Annotated in this window: 14 protein-coding genes and 1 pseudogene; 11 read left to right on the forward strand and 4 right to left on the reverse strand. The window is 40.6% G+C overall.

From position 1 onward, the window contains the following. Positions 1 to 204: 204 nt before the first annotated feature. The 11 genes from ACKPEB_RS00620 (at position 205) to ACKPEB_RS00670 (ending at position 9482) form a co-directional block, all read left to right on the forward strand. Positions 205 to 786, forward strand: coding sequence for a molybdenum cofactor guanylyltransferase (locus ACKPEB_RS00620; protein ID WP_408962822.1), 582 nt, complete (start codon positions 205 to 207; stop codon positions 784 to 786). 203 nt (positions 787 to 989) lie between these two features. Continuing rightward, a complete protein-coding gene (locus ACKPEB_RS00625) occupies positions 990 to 1331 on the forward strand; it encodes a hypothetical protein (RefSeq protein ID WP_408962824.1) in 342 nt (113 codons plus the stop codon). A 72-nt stretch (positions 1332 to 1403) separates the two neighbouring features. Then, positions 1404 to 2429 (forward strand): ABC transporter permease, encoded by a 1026-nt coding sequence (locus tag ACKPEB_RS00630; RefSeq protein ID WP_408962825.1) that lies wholly within the window; start codon positions 1404 to 1406, stop codon positions 2427 to 2429. A 512-nt stretch (positions 2430 to 2941) separates the two neighbouring features. Continuing rightward, positions 2942 to 3460 carry a phycocyanin subunit beta gene (locus ACKPEB_RS00635; RefSeq protein ID WP_408962826.1) on the forward strand — a complete coding sequence of 173 codons (519 nt, stop codon included), beginning with the start codon at positions 2942 to 2944 and terminating at the stop codon, positions 3458 to 3460. Positions 3461 to 3560: 100 nt separating this feature from the next. Next, positions 3561 to 4049 carry a phycocyanin subunit alpha gene (cpcA, locus tag ACKPEB_RS00640; RefSeq protein ID WP_408962827.1) on the forward strand — a complete coding sequence of 163 codons (489 nt, stop codon included), beginning with the start codon at positions 3561 to 3563 and terminating at the stop codon, positions 4047 to 4049. Between the two features lie 165 nt (positions 4050 to 4214). Continuing rightward, positions 4215 to 5030 (forward strand): phycobilisome rod-core linker polypeptide, encoded by an 816-nt coding sequence (locus ACKPEB_RS00645; protein ID WP_408962828.1) that lies wholly within the window; start codon positions 4215 to 4217, stop codon positions 5028 to 5030. A gap of 184 nt (positions 5031 to 5214) precedes the next feature. Beyond that, entirely contained in the window at positions 5215 to 6081 is an 867-nt protein-coding gene (locus ACKPEB_RS00650) for a phycobilisome rod-core linker polypeptide (protein ID WP_408962829.1), read from the forward strand. An 85-nt stretch (positions 6082 to 6166) separates the two neighbouring features. Beyond that, positions 6167 to 6412, forward strand: a complete 246-nt coding sequence (locus ACKPEB_RS00655) for a phycobilisome linker polypeptide (RefSeq protein ID WP_408962830.1) — start codon at positions 6167 to 6169, stop codon at positions 6410 to 6412. Positions 6413 to 7072: 660 nt separating this feature from the next. After that, complete coding sequence (locus ACKPEB_RS00660; protein ID WP_408962831.1) at positions 7073 to 7882, forward strand: hypothetical protein; 810 nt, start codon at positions 7073 to 7075, stop codon at positions 7880 to 7882. Between the two features lie 102 nt (positions 7883 to 7984). Next, a complete protein-coding gene (locus ACKPEB_RS00665; RefSeq protein ID WP_408962832.1) occupies positions 7985 to 8821 on the forward strand; it encodes a HEAT repeat domain-containing protein in 837 nt (278 codons plus the stop codon). 34 nt (positions 8822 to 8855) lie between these two features. Beyond that, positions 8856 to 9482 carry a HEAT repeat domain-containing protein gene (locus ACKPEB_RS00670; RefSeq protein ID WP_408962833.1) on the forward strand — a complete coding sequence of 209 codons (627 nt, stop codon included), beginning with the start codon at positions 8856 to 8858 and terminating at the stop codon, positions 9480 to 9482. Positions 9483 to 9729: 247 nt separating this feature from the next. On the opposite strand, the gene ACKPEB_RS00675 is transcribed toward ACKPEB_RS00670, so the two are convergent. From ACKPEB_RS00675 to ACKPEB_RS00690, 4 genes and pseudogenes are all read right to left on the reverse strand, one after another. Next, positions 9730 to 12864: an Hsp70 family protein gene (locus ACKPEB_RS00675; protein ID WP_408962834.1), complete on the reverse strand. Its 3135-nt coding sequence runs from the start codon at positions 12862 to 12864 to the stop codon at positions 9730 to 9732. Between the two features lie 89 nt (positions 12865 to 12953). Beyond that, positions 12954 to 14153, reverse strand: a complete 1200-nt coding sequence (locus ACKPEB_RS00680; RefSeq protein ID WP_408962835.1) for a hypothetical protein — start codon at positions 14151 to 14153, stop codon at positions 12954 to 12956. Positions 14154 to 14320: 167 nt separating this feature from the next. Further along, positions 14321 to 15703: a photosystem II reaction center protein CP43 gene (psbC, locus tag ACKPEB_RS00685; protein ID WP_408962836.1), complete on the reverse strand. Its 1383-nt coding sequence runs from the start codon at positions 15701 to 15703 to the stop codon at positions 14321 to 14323. Further along, positions 15687 to 15861, reverse strand: a pseudogene (locus ACKPEB_RS00690) (photosystem II D2 protein (photosystem q(a) protein)); the annotation flags it as partial. The gene psbC and the pseudogene ACKPEB_RS00690, both read right to left, overlap by 17 nt.

A 15861-nucleotide genomic window follows, 5' to 3' on the forward strand; every position in this document is an offset into this window, starting at 1 on the left:
GAAGGCTGCCATTTGGAATGGTGGGTTTTATTTATGGCGTTCTGGGGTTTGTCCCAGTTTAGAATCGGGATTATCTCAAGCTGAATCTAACCTGACACAAGGGAAAGTTCAAGCAAAATTACAAGAAATTCAAGATTTTCAGAGATAGCTTAGTGGCGGGGTGATCCCGCCCTGGAGAGTGTAATTACAAACCATACCCTGATCATGAATCATCTCTCAATTGCAGCTTTAATTCTGCTCGGTGGCCAAAGTTCTCGCATGGGTCAGGATAAAGCGTTTGTGTGTTATGAAGGTAAACCCCTACTGCAACGAGTTGATCAAGCCGCACGAGCTTGTAGCGAAAAAGTATATATTGTTACACCCTGGCCGGAACGCTATGCAACACTCTTAACAGAAGATTATGAAGTTCTGTTGGAGAGAAAACCGAACCAAGGGCCGTTAGTGGCTTTATCCCAGGGATTGTTAGAAATTCCCTTTGAATGGATTTTGTTGTTAGCCTGTGATTTACCTCGATTACAACCCGCGATCATTCAACGGTGGCAAAGTTGTTTAACCAATGTTTCTGAGAGGGTTTTAGCTGTTGTTCCTCAATATCAGTCTCGATGGGAACCTTTATGCGGATTTTATCGCCGTTCTGCCTATTCTCAATTACAAGAGTTTATAACTTTAGGAGGGCGATCATTTCAACGCTGGTTCACTCATATTCCTGTAAAACCCATTGAGCTTTCTGAAGCAGAATCACAAATGTTGTTAAATTGCAATCAACCTACCGACTTAAAACCTTAAGAAAATCTGAAATTTTTTATCAAAATTGTTATAAAAATTAAACTTTTTCCTTCATTTTAAGGTAGAGAAAACCCTACTTGTGAATTTTTACAAAATCTGCATTAAAATTTCAACAATCCAGGTAAGTTGTAAGTAAATTTACGTTATTAACTGTACTCGCTTGGTATAACAAACCAATACTTGAAAATAGACAGGAGGAACCTATGCCATACACCTTTGACTTAGTGGGTGTTTCTCCCATTCTTTCTTTTTTTTACCAACAACAAGAATTAAACGAACAACCCGCCCCAGGCGTAGAATATTTGGGAAATCGCAAATGTACCCTGGATACTTTTATTGAATCTGTGCAGACGGTTTCTCCTCAACGGGGCTGGAATGTCGATCAAGTCGTTGATACGGTGATTAACTTCTGGATGAATAATGCTGAGAGCATCCAATACTGGAAAACTCGCCTAGAAGATGCTGGACAAGAAAACCTTTTAGTTGCCAGAGTCGCCGACCTCAAATTCCTTCGCAATACCTTTGAATCGTTACTAGAGTTTTGAGAACAGTTGACAGCGAACAGTGGACAGTAGACAGTTGACAGTTAGCTGTTAACTGATTACTGATTTGGTGATATGTCTCGTTCGAGAGCTTTACAATATTATGTCTTCGGTCGTTTACTGCTGGCTCCGTTAATGCTGTGGACAATTACCACAGTGGTTTTTTTGTTATTACGGGCTACACCGGGTGATCCGGTGGATGCGATTCTTGGCCCCCGTGCGCCGGAAGCAGCAAAAGAAGCATTGCGATCGCAATTGGGGTTAAAGGGTTCTTTATGGCAACAATATTTCGACTATATGGGGAAACTCCTACACTTCGATTTAGGAACGTCCCTGACCAGTCGCGGAGAAACGGTTTGGCAAATTATCCAGAATCATTTTCCAGCGACGGTTGAACTGGCTTTATTTAGTATGATGGTGGCTTTAGTGCTGGGAATAACCGTTGGGGCGGTAGCAGCATCCCATCCTGATACGGTTTGGGATACGGGGGGGCGTTTATTTGGCATCATCACCTATGCTGTTCCTCCGTTTTGGGCGGGGATGTTATTTCAGTTAATCTTTGCCGTGCAATTGGGTTGGTTTCCCTTGGGGACTCGGTTTCCGATCACCATTCCCGCGCCGGAAGGGGGCACAGGACTTTATACCTTGGATAGTTTGTTCACGGGAAATTGGATGCAATTAGGAGTTGCTCTCTATTATCTGTGTTTACCGTCAATGACTCTAGGGTTATTGTTAAGCGGTATTTTTGAGCGCATTGTGCGGGTGAATCTCAAACAAACGTTAAAAGCGGATTATGTGGAAGCTGCTAGGGCGAGAGGGATTCCTGAATTGCGGATTGTTCTGGCTCATGCGTTAAAAAATGCCATGATCCCGGTAATTACGGTTTTGGGTTTAACCTTTGCGGCTTTATTGGGAGGGGCAATTTTGACAGAAGTGACCTTTTCCTGGCCGGGACTGGCTAATCGGTTATATGAAGCGATTAGTTTACGGGATTATCCGACAGTGCAAGGGATTGTTGTATTTTTTGCAGCCATCGTTGTTCTTGCCAGTATTCTCATTGATGTTCTTAATGCTTGTATTGACCCGCGAATTCGATATTGAGGTAAGTTTGGCAGCAATTATGCCTTCTACAAAGTCTCCGACCTCAAGATGCGGAGATTTTTTTTGATCGTTAACAGACTACAAACAATGGACTACAAAACGATTTTCCGGGGTAATCAGGGGTTAAATCTGTATTATCTCTCTTACAAAATAAGTATTTTTACTTAAGTAAAATCATAGGTTTCTGATGGGAATCTTCATGAAAGATACACTTCTTAATAAATTTTAACGCAACAAATTGCGATAGCATTGTATAACTAATATCTGAAGGGCAAAGACAACAGCCAAATGTTAGTCTCCCAACAATTGATTAACATTTGATTAAAAAAGTTTAATGTCCTTTCATAAAATGGTGTAATGTTTCTAAAGTTCTTCTAAGTGAGGCTAAGGTTGCTCCTCAAAAAGTAACCCAAGTCGAACCAGATCGGCTCTAAGGAGTCGGGAACAAAAAAACTCATCATTTCACTTTGAGTCTAAAACAAAGTTAAGCAAATCAAGTAGGAGATTCATCCATGTTTGATGCCTTCACCAAGGTAGTTTCTCAAGCTGATACCCGCGGCGAAATGTTAAGCGCTGGCCAAATCGATGCTCTCAGCCAAATGGTTGCCGAAAGCAACAAACGTTTAGATGCCGTTAACCGCATCACCGGTAGTGCTTCCACCATCGTGACCAACGCTGCCCGCGCTTTGTTTGATGAGCAAGCCCAACTGATTGCTCCTGGCGGTAATGCTTACACCCATCGTCGTATGGCTGCTTGCTTACGTGACATGGAAATCATCTTACGTTATGTCACCTATGCGGTGTTTGCTGGAGATGCGAGTGTTCTCGATGACCGTTGCTTAAATGGTCTGCGTGAAACCTACCTGGCTCTGGGCGTTCCGGGTGCTTCTGTTGCGGTTGGCGTTCAAAAAATGAAAGATGCCGCTCTGGCTATCGTTAATGATCCGGCAGGAATCTCCCCTGGAGATTGCAGTGCTCTGTGCTCTGAAATTGCCAGCTACTTTGATCGCGCTGCGGCTGCTGTTGCCTAATTTTTCTAAAATCTGAATTTTCATAATTCCATAGAAGTCAAATTAAAGGACTTCAATTTGTACCTCAACTTTGTAAACCCAATCGGGAGATAATTCAAGCATGAAAACCCCCCTGACTGAAGCAGTAACCACCGCCGATTCTCAAGGTCGTTTCTTAAGCAGCACTGAAATCCAAGTGGCTTTCGGACGTTTTCGTCAAGCCAAAGCTGGATTAGAAGCTGCCAAAGCTCTGACCAACAAAGCCGATGGTTTGATCAGTGGTGCTGCCCAAGCAGTGTATAACAAATTCCCTTACACCACCCAAATGCAAGGGCCCAACTACGCTTCTAGCGAACGTGGTAAAGCCAAATGCTCTCGTGACATCGGTTACTACCTCCGTATGATCACCTACTGCTTAATTGCTGGTGGTACTGGCCCTATGGACGAATACCTGATTGCTGGTGTTGATGAAATCAACCGGGCTTTTGAACTCTCTCCTAGCTGGTATATTGAAGCTCTGAAGTATATCAAAGCGAATCATGGTCTCAGTGGCGACGCAGCCGTTGAAGCCAACTCCTACATTGATTATGCGATCAACGCTCTGAGCTAGACTTAGTGCGCTTGATGCCCGGAACGGTAAGTAGCTGTTAGCAACTGGGTTAACGGTTGTTTAGTGCTCCGGGCATCTTTGATTATTGGGGTTTGTAACCCACATTAACAAAGTTTTCTTTTTTTCTCTTCTCGGTTTTTAAAATCTCTTACGGAGCATCAGGCTATGGTTGGCTTACTTGAGGGGAGCCGACTTGGTATCCGGGCTTTTGAAGAAACAAAACCCGTAGAACTGCGCCCCAACTACACGGAAGCGGATATCCAAACCGTGATTGTGGCAGCATATCGTCAGGTCATGGGCAATGAACACTTGATGTTACGGGAACGGCTCACCAGTGCAGAATCTTTACTGCGCCAAGGACAAATTACCGTTCGGGATTTTGTCCGAGCCATTGCTTTATCCGAGCTTTACCGGGCTAAGTTTTTTTACCCCAACTTTCAAACTCGATTTATTGAGTTGAATTATAAACATCTCCTCGGTCGCGCGCCTTACGATGAGTCAGAGATTGCGTTTCACGTTGATCTCTATGCCAACGAAGGCTTTGAGGCTGAAATCAACTCTTACCTGGATTCTCCTGAATATCTGGAGAACTTTGGGGAAAATGTTGTTCCCTATTATCGGGGCTTTTCCACCCAAGACGGACAAAAAACCGTTGGTTTTAACCGTTTGTTTACCCTTTATCGCGGGTATGCCAGTAGCGATCGCGCTCAAAACCAAAAGCAAAGTCGCTTAACTTGGGAGTTAGCTCGGAATTTGGCTTCTCCGATTCACACTCCAGCTAGTGGGCAAAGTTTAGCAGGTACGACAGGCGGTAATCGTGGGCAACTTTACCGCCTCACTGTTATGCAAAAAGCAACACAGTCGCTCCCGCAAGTGCGTCGTACTACCACTGAATATACCGTACCCTATGATCAACTGTCTAGTCAGTTGCAGCGAATTCACCGCGCTGGGGGACGGGTGATGAGAATGACATTGGCATAATCTGATTGATTAAAATCTGAATGCCTGTTTGTCTCGAAGGGTTGAGAGTTCTAGCTCACGCTATCACAAAGGCGGAGAGCGATGGCTCTCTTCATCTGAGAGACAAATATTTCAACAGCAATCGTTGCACGCTACATCCGCAACTCGTTTCTAAATGATGTTTTTAATAAGAGGAGGATTTTAGGTGGCTATTACAACAGCAGCATCTAGGCTCGGAACCATCGCGTTTCAAGAAGAACCTCGTGTTGAACTGCGCCCCGATTGGAGCCGCGAAGATGCCCAACAAGTGATTCGTGCGGTTTATCGCCAACTTTTGGGTAACGATTATTTAATGCGTTCTGAACGCTTAACCAGTGCTGAATCTCTGTTATGTGATGGCAGCATTACCGTGCGGGAGTTTGTGCGTTCCGTTGCTAAATCAGAACTGTACAAAACCAAGTTTTTCTATCCGAATTTTCAGACCCGTGTGATTGAACTCAATTACAAACATTTATTGGGTCGTGCTCCCTATGATGAATCCGAAGTGATTTTTCACTTAGATTTATATCAAAATCAAGGTTATGATGCTGATATTGATTCCTATATTGATTCAGCCGAATATCTGGAAAACTTTGGAGAAAATGTAGTTCCCTATTATCGCGCTTTTGAAGTGCAACGGGGACAAAGAACCGTTGGCTTTACTCGGATTTTCCGCTTATATCGGGGTTATGCCAATAGTGATCGAGCTCAATTAGAAGGCAATGCCTCTCGTTTAGCTGCAGAACTGGGTTCCAATAGTGTTTCTACAATTGTTGGCCCCTCCGGTGGTAACGAAGGTTGGTCTTATCGGGCTTCTGGACAAGCTGTGGTTCCAACGACTGGATTTAGTAGCGGTGGTGTCTTAGCACAAGGCCGTAGTTATCGGGTGGAAGTGGCTGGAATTCGTGAACGTCAATATCCGAGAGTTCGTCGCAGCAGCAAATCTTTTATTGTTGCTTATGAACAGTTATCTCCGTTACTTCAGGAAATTCAACGCCAAGGCGGTAAAGTTGCCAGTGTCACTCCTGTCTAGGATTTAATTAGAACAAGGGATTGTGCTCATGGCGCGATCCCTTGAGATCACCTTTGTAGAATTAGATTGGGATTAATTTAAACCGATGTTAGGTCAAGTTGCAGTTGGAAAATCAGCGACTTCCCCCTCTGGAAATCGCTTCTTTCGCTATGAAGTTGTTGGTTTACGTCAATCGGATGAAACGGATAAAACCGAGTACCCTATTCGTTCCAGTGCCAGTAAATTTATTATTGTGCCTTACAACCGCATGAACCAAGAAATGCAGCGTTTAACGCGGATGGGGGCAAAAATTGTAAACATTCAACCTTTAACTTCCGCAGAGGAAGAATAAGAAAGATGATTGGCTGGTTGATGTCATGGAGACTCACAGCATCATGAACAATTGAACGGCTTTAACTTTATATAAGAATTAAAAGTTTTAGTTAGTGGTTTTCAATTTCAAATCACTAGCTATTTTTTTTTGACGAGAGACTTAAACACAACAAATTCAGCCTTGCGAAATAAACTTAAACATAGCAAACTCAGCCTTGCGGAATATAGCCATAAATGTTGACATCAGCTTTAATATTGATTAAATTCAGTTTATCATGAGGTTATTAAACAATCATTCCCTTTCAATAGTTTCTATTGTAAAACTCAAATATCTCAATTAACCTCCCCCAAGAAATGAGTTGTCTTGAATTCATCACATTTTCGACTCTCCATACCGGACTTAGGGTGTTGATCTAATTAAAAACTGCTGCTATAGCAGTTAGGCTATCAATGCTGTTTTTGTTTTTTGATGATATAGAATCTCACTGCCAGATTTTCAGTGAGATTCTATGTCAGCATGAAGTTTAAATCGTTAAACTTGATACTACTCAATCCAACTTGATTCAGTACAAGAAAGTTAGCAGATTATTTCTGTCAGCAGTAGTTGAAGTTTAAAATTTAACCTTTGATAACTTTTAGGTGAATTTTAATTTTTATCATTCATTTAGCAAGGTATATTATGGAATCTAGGCAATTTAACTATTCCAATCAGTTGAAGAATTCTGAGCCAGGTATTATTGAGGTCAAAACATCGATTTATCCCTGGAAAATTACCCGATATCTGCTCATCATTGTGGCTATTCTGACCAGTTTATCCTTGCTAGGTCACTTCTCTCTTTATCTGTTGCCAGATTTCCCGATGAAGTTTTTATTAGCCAAGAAATTTGCTCTGAATGAAGAACAAAATTTTCCAACACTTTATTCATCCTTAGCTCTTTTCTTTTCTTCAGTGTTGTTTGGCATTATTACTTATATAAAAATGCAGACTAAAAATTACTATCGTTTTTATTGGATGGGTCTTTCTTTTATCTTTGCGTTTCTTTCAGTCGATGAACTTTTGACCTTACATGAACACCTATCTAAACCCATGCACAAGCTTGGCGTTAATGGAATTTTACACAATGCTTGGGTTGTTCCTGGTTTCGTTGCTGTCGCTATATTTAGTATTATCTTTTATCAATTTTTTCTGCATCTTCCTCGCTATATGAAACGTTTGTTTATAACTGCTATCCTGATTTATCTAGGAGGTGCGATGTTCGTGGAAGTGCTGAATGGCTCCTATAAATTTGTTTATGGGGAAAACAATCTAGGCTATGCCTTATTTACCACGGTTGAGGAAGTGATGGAAATGTTAGGGGTAGTTGTGTTAATTCATTCCCTGTTGCTTTATATCGCTAAATTAGACCTCCATCAAATTAAGTTAGACTTGAATTTTGTGGAGAAACCAGAAGTTGCTACCCTCAAGTCAAGGAAGCTAGAAAAGATTTAAACTAATAGAATTTAGGACTTCAGATTCCCCCAGGATTGAGATTGCTACGATTCCGATGTACCAATTTTCATGGTAAAGTTGAGAAAAACACACTCTTTACCTATGGATAATTTGGGATACGAATCATCGGAGAAAAATATCGCTCAAGAGGGGGAATCTTTAACGATAGAACAAGCGATCGCGAATCTTCAGCATGAAGAATTAGGACGTCGCTATTATGCAGCTTGGTGGTTAGGTCGCTTTCGAGTCAATGAACCTGCGGCGGTAGATGCCTTGATTCTAGCTTTAAACGATGAATCTGATCGCACTGAAGACGGTGGTTATCCTTTACGAAGAAATGCAGCGAGAGCGTTAGGAAAATTAGGCGATCAACGAGCGGTTCCTGCCTTAATTGAGTGTTTAGATTGTTCTGATGTTTATGTACGAGAAGCGGCGGCTCAATCCTTAGAACAATTAGAAGATAATCGTTGTGTTCCTGCTTTAATGAAATTATTAGAAGGAGGAGTAGAAGCTGCCCAACTTGTCCCCGGAAAACCTTATTTTGTTCAACCCTATGATGCCATTTTAGAAGCATTAGGAGCTTTAAAATCCACCGTTGCGATTTCTTCAGTGCAACCTTTTGTCGAGCATCCGGTTCCTAAAATACGCTATGCGGCATTAAGAGCAATGTATCAATTAACGGGTGAAAATCATTATGCAGAACGGTTAATTGAGGCATTAAAAGGAAATGATTTAACTTTACGTCGTACCGCGTTAATGGATTTAGGCGCGATTGGATATCTACCGGGTGCAAAAGCCATCGCCCAAACTTTAGCAGAAAATAGTTTAAAATTAATAGCGTTAAAAGGTGTTTTAGAATATCAACTCACCCAGACTTCTGATTCTAGTTTATCTGAATCAGCAATTGAAGTCATGGAATTAATGGATTCTCTTTTATAATCTGCCTAAAAATATTAAAATAAAAGTTAAAATTATGACGGTACAACTCTTAATTAAAGCGGTTGAACAAGCGGATTCTGCTCCGTCTTTATTAAAAGCCGTGATTAGTTTAGTACAAGCCCATTCTGTTGAAGCCATTCCTACATTAATTCGGGTTTTAGGCTATAACAATCCGGGGGCGGCTGTGGCGGCTGTGGATGGATTAACTCAACTCGGTGAACCTGCGGTTATTCCTTTATTAGAACAATTAGATGGTTATAATTATGGAGCTAGAGCTTGGGCGGTACGTGCCTTATCTAATATTGGAGATCCGCGTGCGTTAGAGGTTTTATTAGAATCAGCCGGAAGTGATTTTGCGTTGAGTGTTCGTCGAGCCGCCGCTAGAGGATTAGGGAATATTCAATGGGAAAAATTACCCACAGAAAACATTCCAGATGCTCAATTTCAGACCTTAATAATATTACAAAAAACTTCAGAAGATTTGGAATGGATTGTTAGATATTCAGGAATTGTCGGGTTACAAGGATTAGCAACTGCAATGGGGAATACTCAACCTGAATGGTTTAATCAAATTAAAAAACAGTTAGAAAAAATTGCTCAAGATGATGAAATGATAGCGGTTAAAGCGAGGGCAAAATGGGCTATTCAAAAATTAGAATAGCAGGTTAAATCAGTTCGATCAATTGAAAAAATGACAGTATGAGCGATCACCTAAATTAGAGTTTATAGAGACGAGAAATTGTATATTTCTGTCTCTATAAAATGATTGATCAACTGACCTTTTGTTAAGGTGAGGATAGTGATCGCGCTTCCTAACCAAAATCCAGGTTAAGGTGGTAGATCAATCTTAATTTTCCCTTTGTTAGCGTTAATCTCTAATCTTGATTTCAGAAATCTAGTTTTTATCTCTAAGAAACTTCCAGAATAAAAACATTGATTTTTTTGATATCTTCTTGAGAAATGTTTTGACTATTTAATAATTTTGGCAATAACTCCAGTCGTTCTTCAAACGTTGCTTTAATTTGCGGATAACCTTGAAGTTGCTGGTCAACTGCTAAACTCCGACTCGGTAACTGTTCTAATTGTTGATAAATCTCATCACTCAAGTCTTTTCCTTTAATTTTCCATAGGGTACACAGATATAAACATCCGAGTAAATTTGTAGCAACTTGAGGTTTATTTTCAGATTTAAAAAGTTGATTTAAAGCTAATTTAGCAGCTTTTTCAACGTCTTCAAATTGAGGTTTCCATTCTTCAGGTTGACCCGGACTCATTAACCGTCCTAACGCCCAAGCGGCTTTTTCACGCTGTCCAATATGGGGACTGGTTTTGATGACATGATGCAAAATATCCAGACTATTTTCTGTGGGTTTACCACATTTAGCTAAGGAATTGAGAAAGGATAAAGCTTGGGGTTGTCGTTCATAGCGTTTAAATGCTGTAATCAGATGTTGGTCAAATCCCCTCCACAATAATTTTCCTGGGGTTTCTGCAATATCAGTAAATAAAGTATTGGAAAGTTGATGTAACCCGGTTTCAAATTTTTGTTTAATCCATCGTTGATATCGCGTTTCTAAACCGGATGCTAGACTATCATCGGTGCTGATAGTTTCAAAAATTTCAGTTAATCCGCGAACTGCCATTAAAGTTTTAATCCCAGAGGTAGATGTCTCTAAGATTTGACCCGATTCTAACCATCCTAATAAATGATTAATAATTTCTTGGCGATTTTCGCAGGTTTTTGTTCTGATTCTTAACTCTCTAAATCTGTCTTGAAAGTGACCATTATTCCAGTTATTATTTAGGCTTTTTGCTAAGGCTTCCCACTCAGAAAATTTAACTCGAATCCCTGGAATAATCCCTTGTCCTGATCGTTTTCGGTCAAGGGTGGGGATTGTAATTTCTGCTTCAGAAAAACTGGAGGTCAAAGGACGAGTCTCCTTCGTTTTCTCTTTGTCAGCGATTGAAACAATTTCCGAATCAACGGCTAATTTAAAACGCCCTCCAGATTCAGAAATTAAAGTTAGTAATAATCGCTCATCAAAGGTGTACTCAATTTCAATATCAAGTAAACAGCCCGGAGACAGATTAGCTTGTTTAATCTCTTCAAGATTAACTTGACGTTGGCGTTGTAATTTAGTATTAATATTGGGTTTATCTCCCATTCCAACCCAAATATTAAACCCCAGATAACCACTTTCTTGATTAGGAAGTTTAAAGCCTTTAAAGATTGTTTTATAGGGATACTTTTGCCCTTGCTTAATTAATAAACGTAAGTTATTTTTACCTTGATCAGACACTTCTAAATGAATATTGTTGGGATTAATTCGATCAACAGATTTTAAAGCTCCTGCGGCATAAAGGGCGGCTCCCCGTGCGACGGCTACATCCGGTTGATTTTCTTCTAAAAGGGGAACTTTACCAAAGAGTTTTCCTAAGCGTTCTCGAATGGGTGGAAAATAAGTCATCCCTCCATTTAATAAAATAAAATCAATGGGGGGAATCTCACCTAAATTTTGTTTTGCTTTGAGCAAAACTTCTAATATAGGAACCACAAACGTATTGAATCGATCCGTAAACGGAGATTCATTAAACGCTGTTTCAGGATTGAGAGTTTCCAGAAGATCTAAACTAAGATCTTCACAGAGTAAAGGAGATAAAATCTCCTGCATTTTCTTACTACTAATATAGTAAAGAATGGGGCAGTCCCCATTTAAAAATCCACCTTGAAAAGAATATTGAAAATTTTGCTTTTGACTGGAATAAGTGTACTCACTTCCCCAGGTTTTCTTAAATTTTTCTGCATAAACTTCCAGTTCATACCGAAGTTTTTTTCGTTCTCCTTCGGGTAAGTTTTTAACATGAGGAGCATTTTGCAGAATATAATCTGCAATTAATTGATCCACAACATCACCTCCAACACGGGTACGGGAACCAATGGCAAGATCCTGAATGATAAATTCAGCCTTGCTTGAATTCCATTGAATATTATGTAAGGTAATATCGAGGGTTCCTCCTCCCAAATCATAAACCAAGATATTGCAAGGTTGATTCAAATCAAAAACTTGATGAATTTCTCCTTTTTGAATGCGATAAAGAAAGTCATATAATGCCGCTTGAGGTTCGGCTAAAAGTACAATTTCTTCTTCTTCCCATCCTGCTAACATAGCAGCTTTTCGAGTAGCTTCAATCGCATCAGATTCATAGGAAGCCGGATGAGTAATGACAACTCCCTGCATTTCGTTATATCGCTTGCTTAATTCATTTCGACAGTGTAATAGGATTTTAGAAGCAGCTTCTTCTGGTAAAATATTTCCTGAACTGAGTTGATAAGTAAAAGATTTATTATTAATAGAAACACCCATATTATGTTTCCAAGATAAAATCGTTTTATCAGAAAAGGCATAATATTGTGCTTTAATATGTTGCCCCACTTCCGCTTCTGTTTTAGAATTAAATCGGATATGGGAAGGAATCATGGATTGGTTGAATAGTGATCCTTGTTCATTTTTAATCGGAATTGAAAGTTCTGTAGCTGTCCATTGTTGAGTTGCTAAATTCAAATTCGCTCTGGCAATTACGGTATTAGTTGTTCCTAGATCAATTCCCATATAAATAGGTTGTATAATTCCCTGTAACAACCTGACATGATCGGCAGTTTCTCGCAATTGATTCCCGATTTGATTACCAATAACAAGGGTTTTTATGCCTTTTAATTTTAAGTCTTTAAATAATCGTGCATAACCATTATCATTACTGACAATTGCAATCAATTTAATATCAGATTTAGGATTTTCAATCAGTTCACGGGTAGTTTGAATAATTAAATGATCCACTTCTTGGGGAACGGTTGCCAGTCCAGGGGTTAATTCAAATCGATACTTAAATTCACGAAAAGCATTGCCATAGGCTGTTAAAACCGCAGGGGTATTACAAAAGGCACGGCGTTCAATTAAAGTTCCATACTCAGCACATAACGTTTCAATTTCTGATAATTGAGGTTTGATATTATCTAAATCTAATAAAACAGCAATATTGTTCATAATTCACCTTGAAAGTTGGGTAAAATAGTGGATAATTTCAGTTAATTGTCCTCAAGTCTGATGCCTTGAAAACCCCAGGAATTATTCATTTATTCCTGGGGTTGAGAACTTTCTTTCACTTGTGCTGGGGTAATAATTTCTGAACCGACTTGCCAACCATAACGAACACAGGAAACGGTTTTTTCATCTTCTGGAGTGGCAAAGGTGGAACCTTCAATATAAGAATATTGGTTCAAATCTTCTCCTCGTAACCGAAAGATTTGGTGGAGATCTTCAGGAAAGGAGGTAATATTAAGAGATCGCAAGGCTTCTAAGATAGACCCTAAGATAATTAAAATTCTCAGATCATCATTGCTTAAAGTTTCTCCTTGTTCAACCCGTTTATTCAAGCGTTGATACAAGTCAACAATTTGGTCTAAAATGGGTTGAGGTCGATGTTGTAAAGTTCGAGTCAGTTGACAGACGGCATCTTGAAAAGCTTGCACTTCAATGGCTTGAATTTCTGCTTTTAAGTCTGCATTTTCTTGTTTTAAATAGTCAATTTCACGACAAAGATTGACTTTTGTTTCTTCCAGTTCCCGAACTAAGTCTTGAGCCGCTTGGTCTTTAATAGCGGTGTAAGTAATTTTGAATTTTTTTTGCAGTTGGAAACAAAAATCCTTTAAAAATTCTGAAGATCCCCACTCTAATAAGGTTTGATATCCTTCTGAATTATTCAGTAATAAAGATTGAAACAAAGGGTTTAATTGTTGTGGCAGTAAGTGAAGGAAATAAAACGTTCTTTCGGGAGAATTATTCAGATCTTTGAGGTTATCGGAAAATTCACTAATTTTCAATAAATCTCGATTATCTGATGTCGATAAAGCGTATTCTGCTAACTCAATAAATGTCTGAATGTTCTGTTTTAATTTTTGTTGGCATTCTAGGGGAGAATCACTGTATCGTTTAGATAATCTAAAAAAGAAGCGATCTGCTATTTTTTTTTCTCGGTTTTCAAAAGAACGAAAATTTTGTTTAATGAGTTCATCCCAATGATTGAATGTGGTGCTACTAAGAATTTCTACACATTTTTTCTGAGTAGGTGCGAGATTTTTTTGTTCTTGTTGATACTCTTCGTTGCGAGGAATAAAATTTTTGTAAGATTCATTACAAAATTCAGCTAGTTGATACCAAGGAGAGGTAGTTAACGCCGGGTCAGATAAATCTAACTGTACAGGGGAAGGAGAAGGACGTTGAGCACGGGCTAAAGCAGGTTTAATCGGTTTGCTAGGTTTAAAGTCGCGGGTCATGGGTTGAAACGGTGAAGAACTATAGAGTTATAGGCAGTTCCCCCAAGGATTACGCAAATTTTACATTTCTTGATAAATGCTATATCTAGCTAAAAACCCCACCTGACGAATCAAGTGGGGTCTTTAATTAACAATCTAAACCATCATGAGACGATGAGGATTAAACCCTAGTCTAAGTCAGGCATAGACAGTACAGGTTCCGATGAACGGTCAATCCCTTTTTCAAAGCCAGCCACCGCAGCGCGGGCACGACCGGCGTGCCATAAGTGACCAATCAAGAAGAAGAAGCCCATAATGAAGTGGAAACCCGCCAACCAAGCACGAGGGTTAACATAGTTAAACCCTTGAGCTTCAGTAATGATCCCACCCACAGAGTTAATTGAACCGTTAGGAGCGTGAGTCATGTACTCAGAAGCGCGGCGAATTTGCCAAGGTTGGATATCGTTTCTGAGCTTATTCAGGTCGAGACCATTGGGGCCACGCAGAGGCTCTAACCAAGGGCCACGGAAATCCCAGAAGCGCATGGTTTCACCGCCGAAGATGATTTCACCCGTCGGAGAACGCATCAGGTATTTACCCAGACCCGTCGGGCCTTGAGCAGAGCCGATATTAGCACCGAGTTTTTGGTCACGGACTAAGAACACAAAGGACTGAGCTTGAGAAGCTTCAGCGTTTGTGGGGCCGTAGAACTCGCTAGGATAAGCGGTGTTATTGAACCAAACATAAGAAGCGGCGATAAAGCCCATCAAGGACAGAGCACCTAAGCTGTAGGACAGATAAGCTTCTCCAGACCAGATGAAAGCACGGCGTGCCCAGCCAAAAGGTTTGGTGAGGATGTGCCAGATGCCGCCGGAAATGCAGATCAGACCAATCCAAATATGACCGCCGATGATGTCTTCCATGTTGTCAACACCGATGATCCAGCCTTCACCACCGAAGGGAGCTTTGGTCAGATAACCAAAGATCGCCGCCGGGTTGAGGGTCGGGTTGGTAATGACACGAACATCACCACCACCAGGTGCCCAAGTGTCATAGACACCGCCAAAGAACATGGCTTTGAACACCAACAGGAAAGCACCCAGACCTAACAGAATCAGGTGATACCCAATAGTATTGGTCATTTGGTTTTTGTCTTTCCAGTCATAGCCAAAGAAAGAAGAATATTCTTCTAAGACTTCAGGGCCACGAACGGCATGATAGATACCGCCTAAACCCAGAACGGCAGAGGAAATTAAGTGCAGAACCCCAATCACAAAATAGGGGAAGGTATCAATGACTTCACCACCAGGGCCAACACCCCAACCGAGGGTTGCCATGTGAGGGATCAAAATCAAACCTTGCTCATACATGGGCTTTTCAGGAATGAAGTGAGCCACTTCAAACAGGGTCATGGCCCCAGCCCAGAATACGATCAAACCAGCGTGAGCAACGTGAGCGCCCAGCAACTTACCAGACAAATTAATCAGACGAGCGTTACCCGCCCACCAAGCAAACCCTGTGGAATCTTGGTCACGGCCGCTGACATAAGAAGTATTAGAGAGCGTTACCACGCGGTAATACCTCCTCCGGGAAAATAAAGTTTTCGTGGGGTTGATCCGCAGGAGCCATCCAAGCCCGCAGACCTTCATTTAACAGAATGTTCTTGGTATAGAACGTTTCAAACTCAGGATCTTCAGCCGCCCGTAATTCTTGGGAGACGAAATCATAA

This window comes from Planktothrix sp., from assembly GCF_046067725.1.
In the GTDB taxonomy this organism is placed as follows: Bacteria; Cyanobacteriota; Cyanobacteriia; order Cyanobacteriales; family Microcoleaceae; genus Planktothrix.

Bases quoted from the DNA above. Each gene is read 5' to 3' on its own strand.
- ACKPEB_RS00645 (WP_408962828.1), top strand. From the start codon at position 4,215: ATGGTTGGCTTACTTGAGGGGAGCCGACTTGGTATCCGGGCTTTTGAA.
- ACKPEB_RS00625 (WP_408962824.1), top strand. From the start codon at position 990: ATGCCATACACCTTTGACTTAGTGGGTGTTTCTCCCATTCTTTCTTTT.
- ACKPEB_RS00665 (WP_408962832.1), top strand. From the start codon at position 7,985: ATGGATAATTTGGGATACGAATCATCGGAGAAAAATATCGCTCAAGAG.
- ACKPEB_RS00655 (WP_408962830.1), top strand. From the start codon at position 6,167: ATGTTAGGTCAAGTTGCAGTTGGAAAATCAGCGACTTCCCCCTCTGGA.
- cpcA (WP_408962827.1), top strand. From the start codon at position 3,561: ATGAAAACCCCCCTGACTGAAGCAGTAACCACCGCCGATTCTCAAGGT.
- ACKPEB_RS00670 (WP_408962833.1), top strand. From the start codon at position 8,856: ATGACGGTACAACTCTTAATTAAAGCGGTTGAACAAGCGGATTCTGCT.
- ACKPEB_RS00620 (WP_408962822.1), top strand. From the start codon at position 205: ATGAATCATCTCTCAATTGCAGCTTTAATTCTGCTCGGTGGCCAAAGT.
- ACKPEB_RS00680 (WP_408962835.1), bottom strand. From the start codon at position 14,153: ATGACCCGCGACTTTAAACCTAGCAAACCGATTAAACCTGCTTTAGCC.
- ACKPEB_RS00630 (WP_408962825.1), top strand. From the start codon at position 1,404: ATGTCTCGTTCGAGAGCTTTACAATATTATGTCTTCGGTCGTTTACTG.
- ACKPEB_RS00660 (WP_408962831.1), top strand. From the start codon at position 7,073: ATGGAATCTAGGCAATTTAACTATTCCAATCAGTTGAAGAATTCTGAG.
- ACKPEB_RS00635 (WP_408962826.1), top strand. From the start codon at position 2,942: ATGTTTGATGCCTTCACCAAGGTAGTTTCTCAAGCTGATACCCGCGGC.
- ACKPEB_RS00675 (WP_408962834.1), bottom strand. From the start codon at position 12,864: ATGAACAATATTGCTGTTTTATTAGATTTAGATAATATCAAACCTCAA.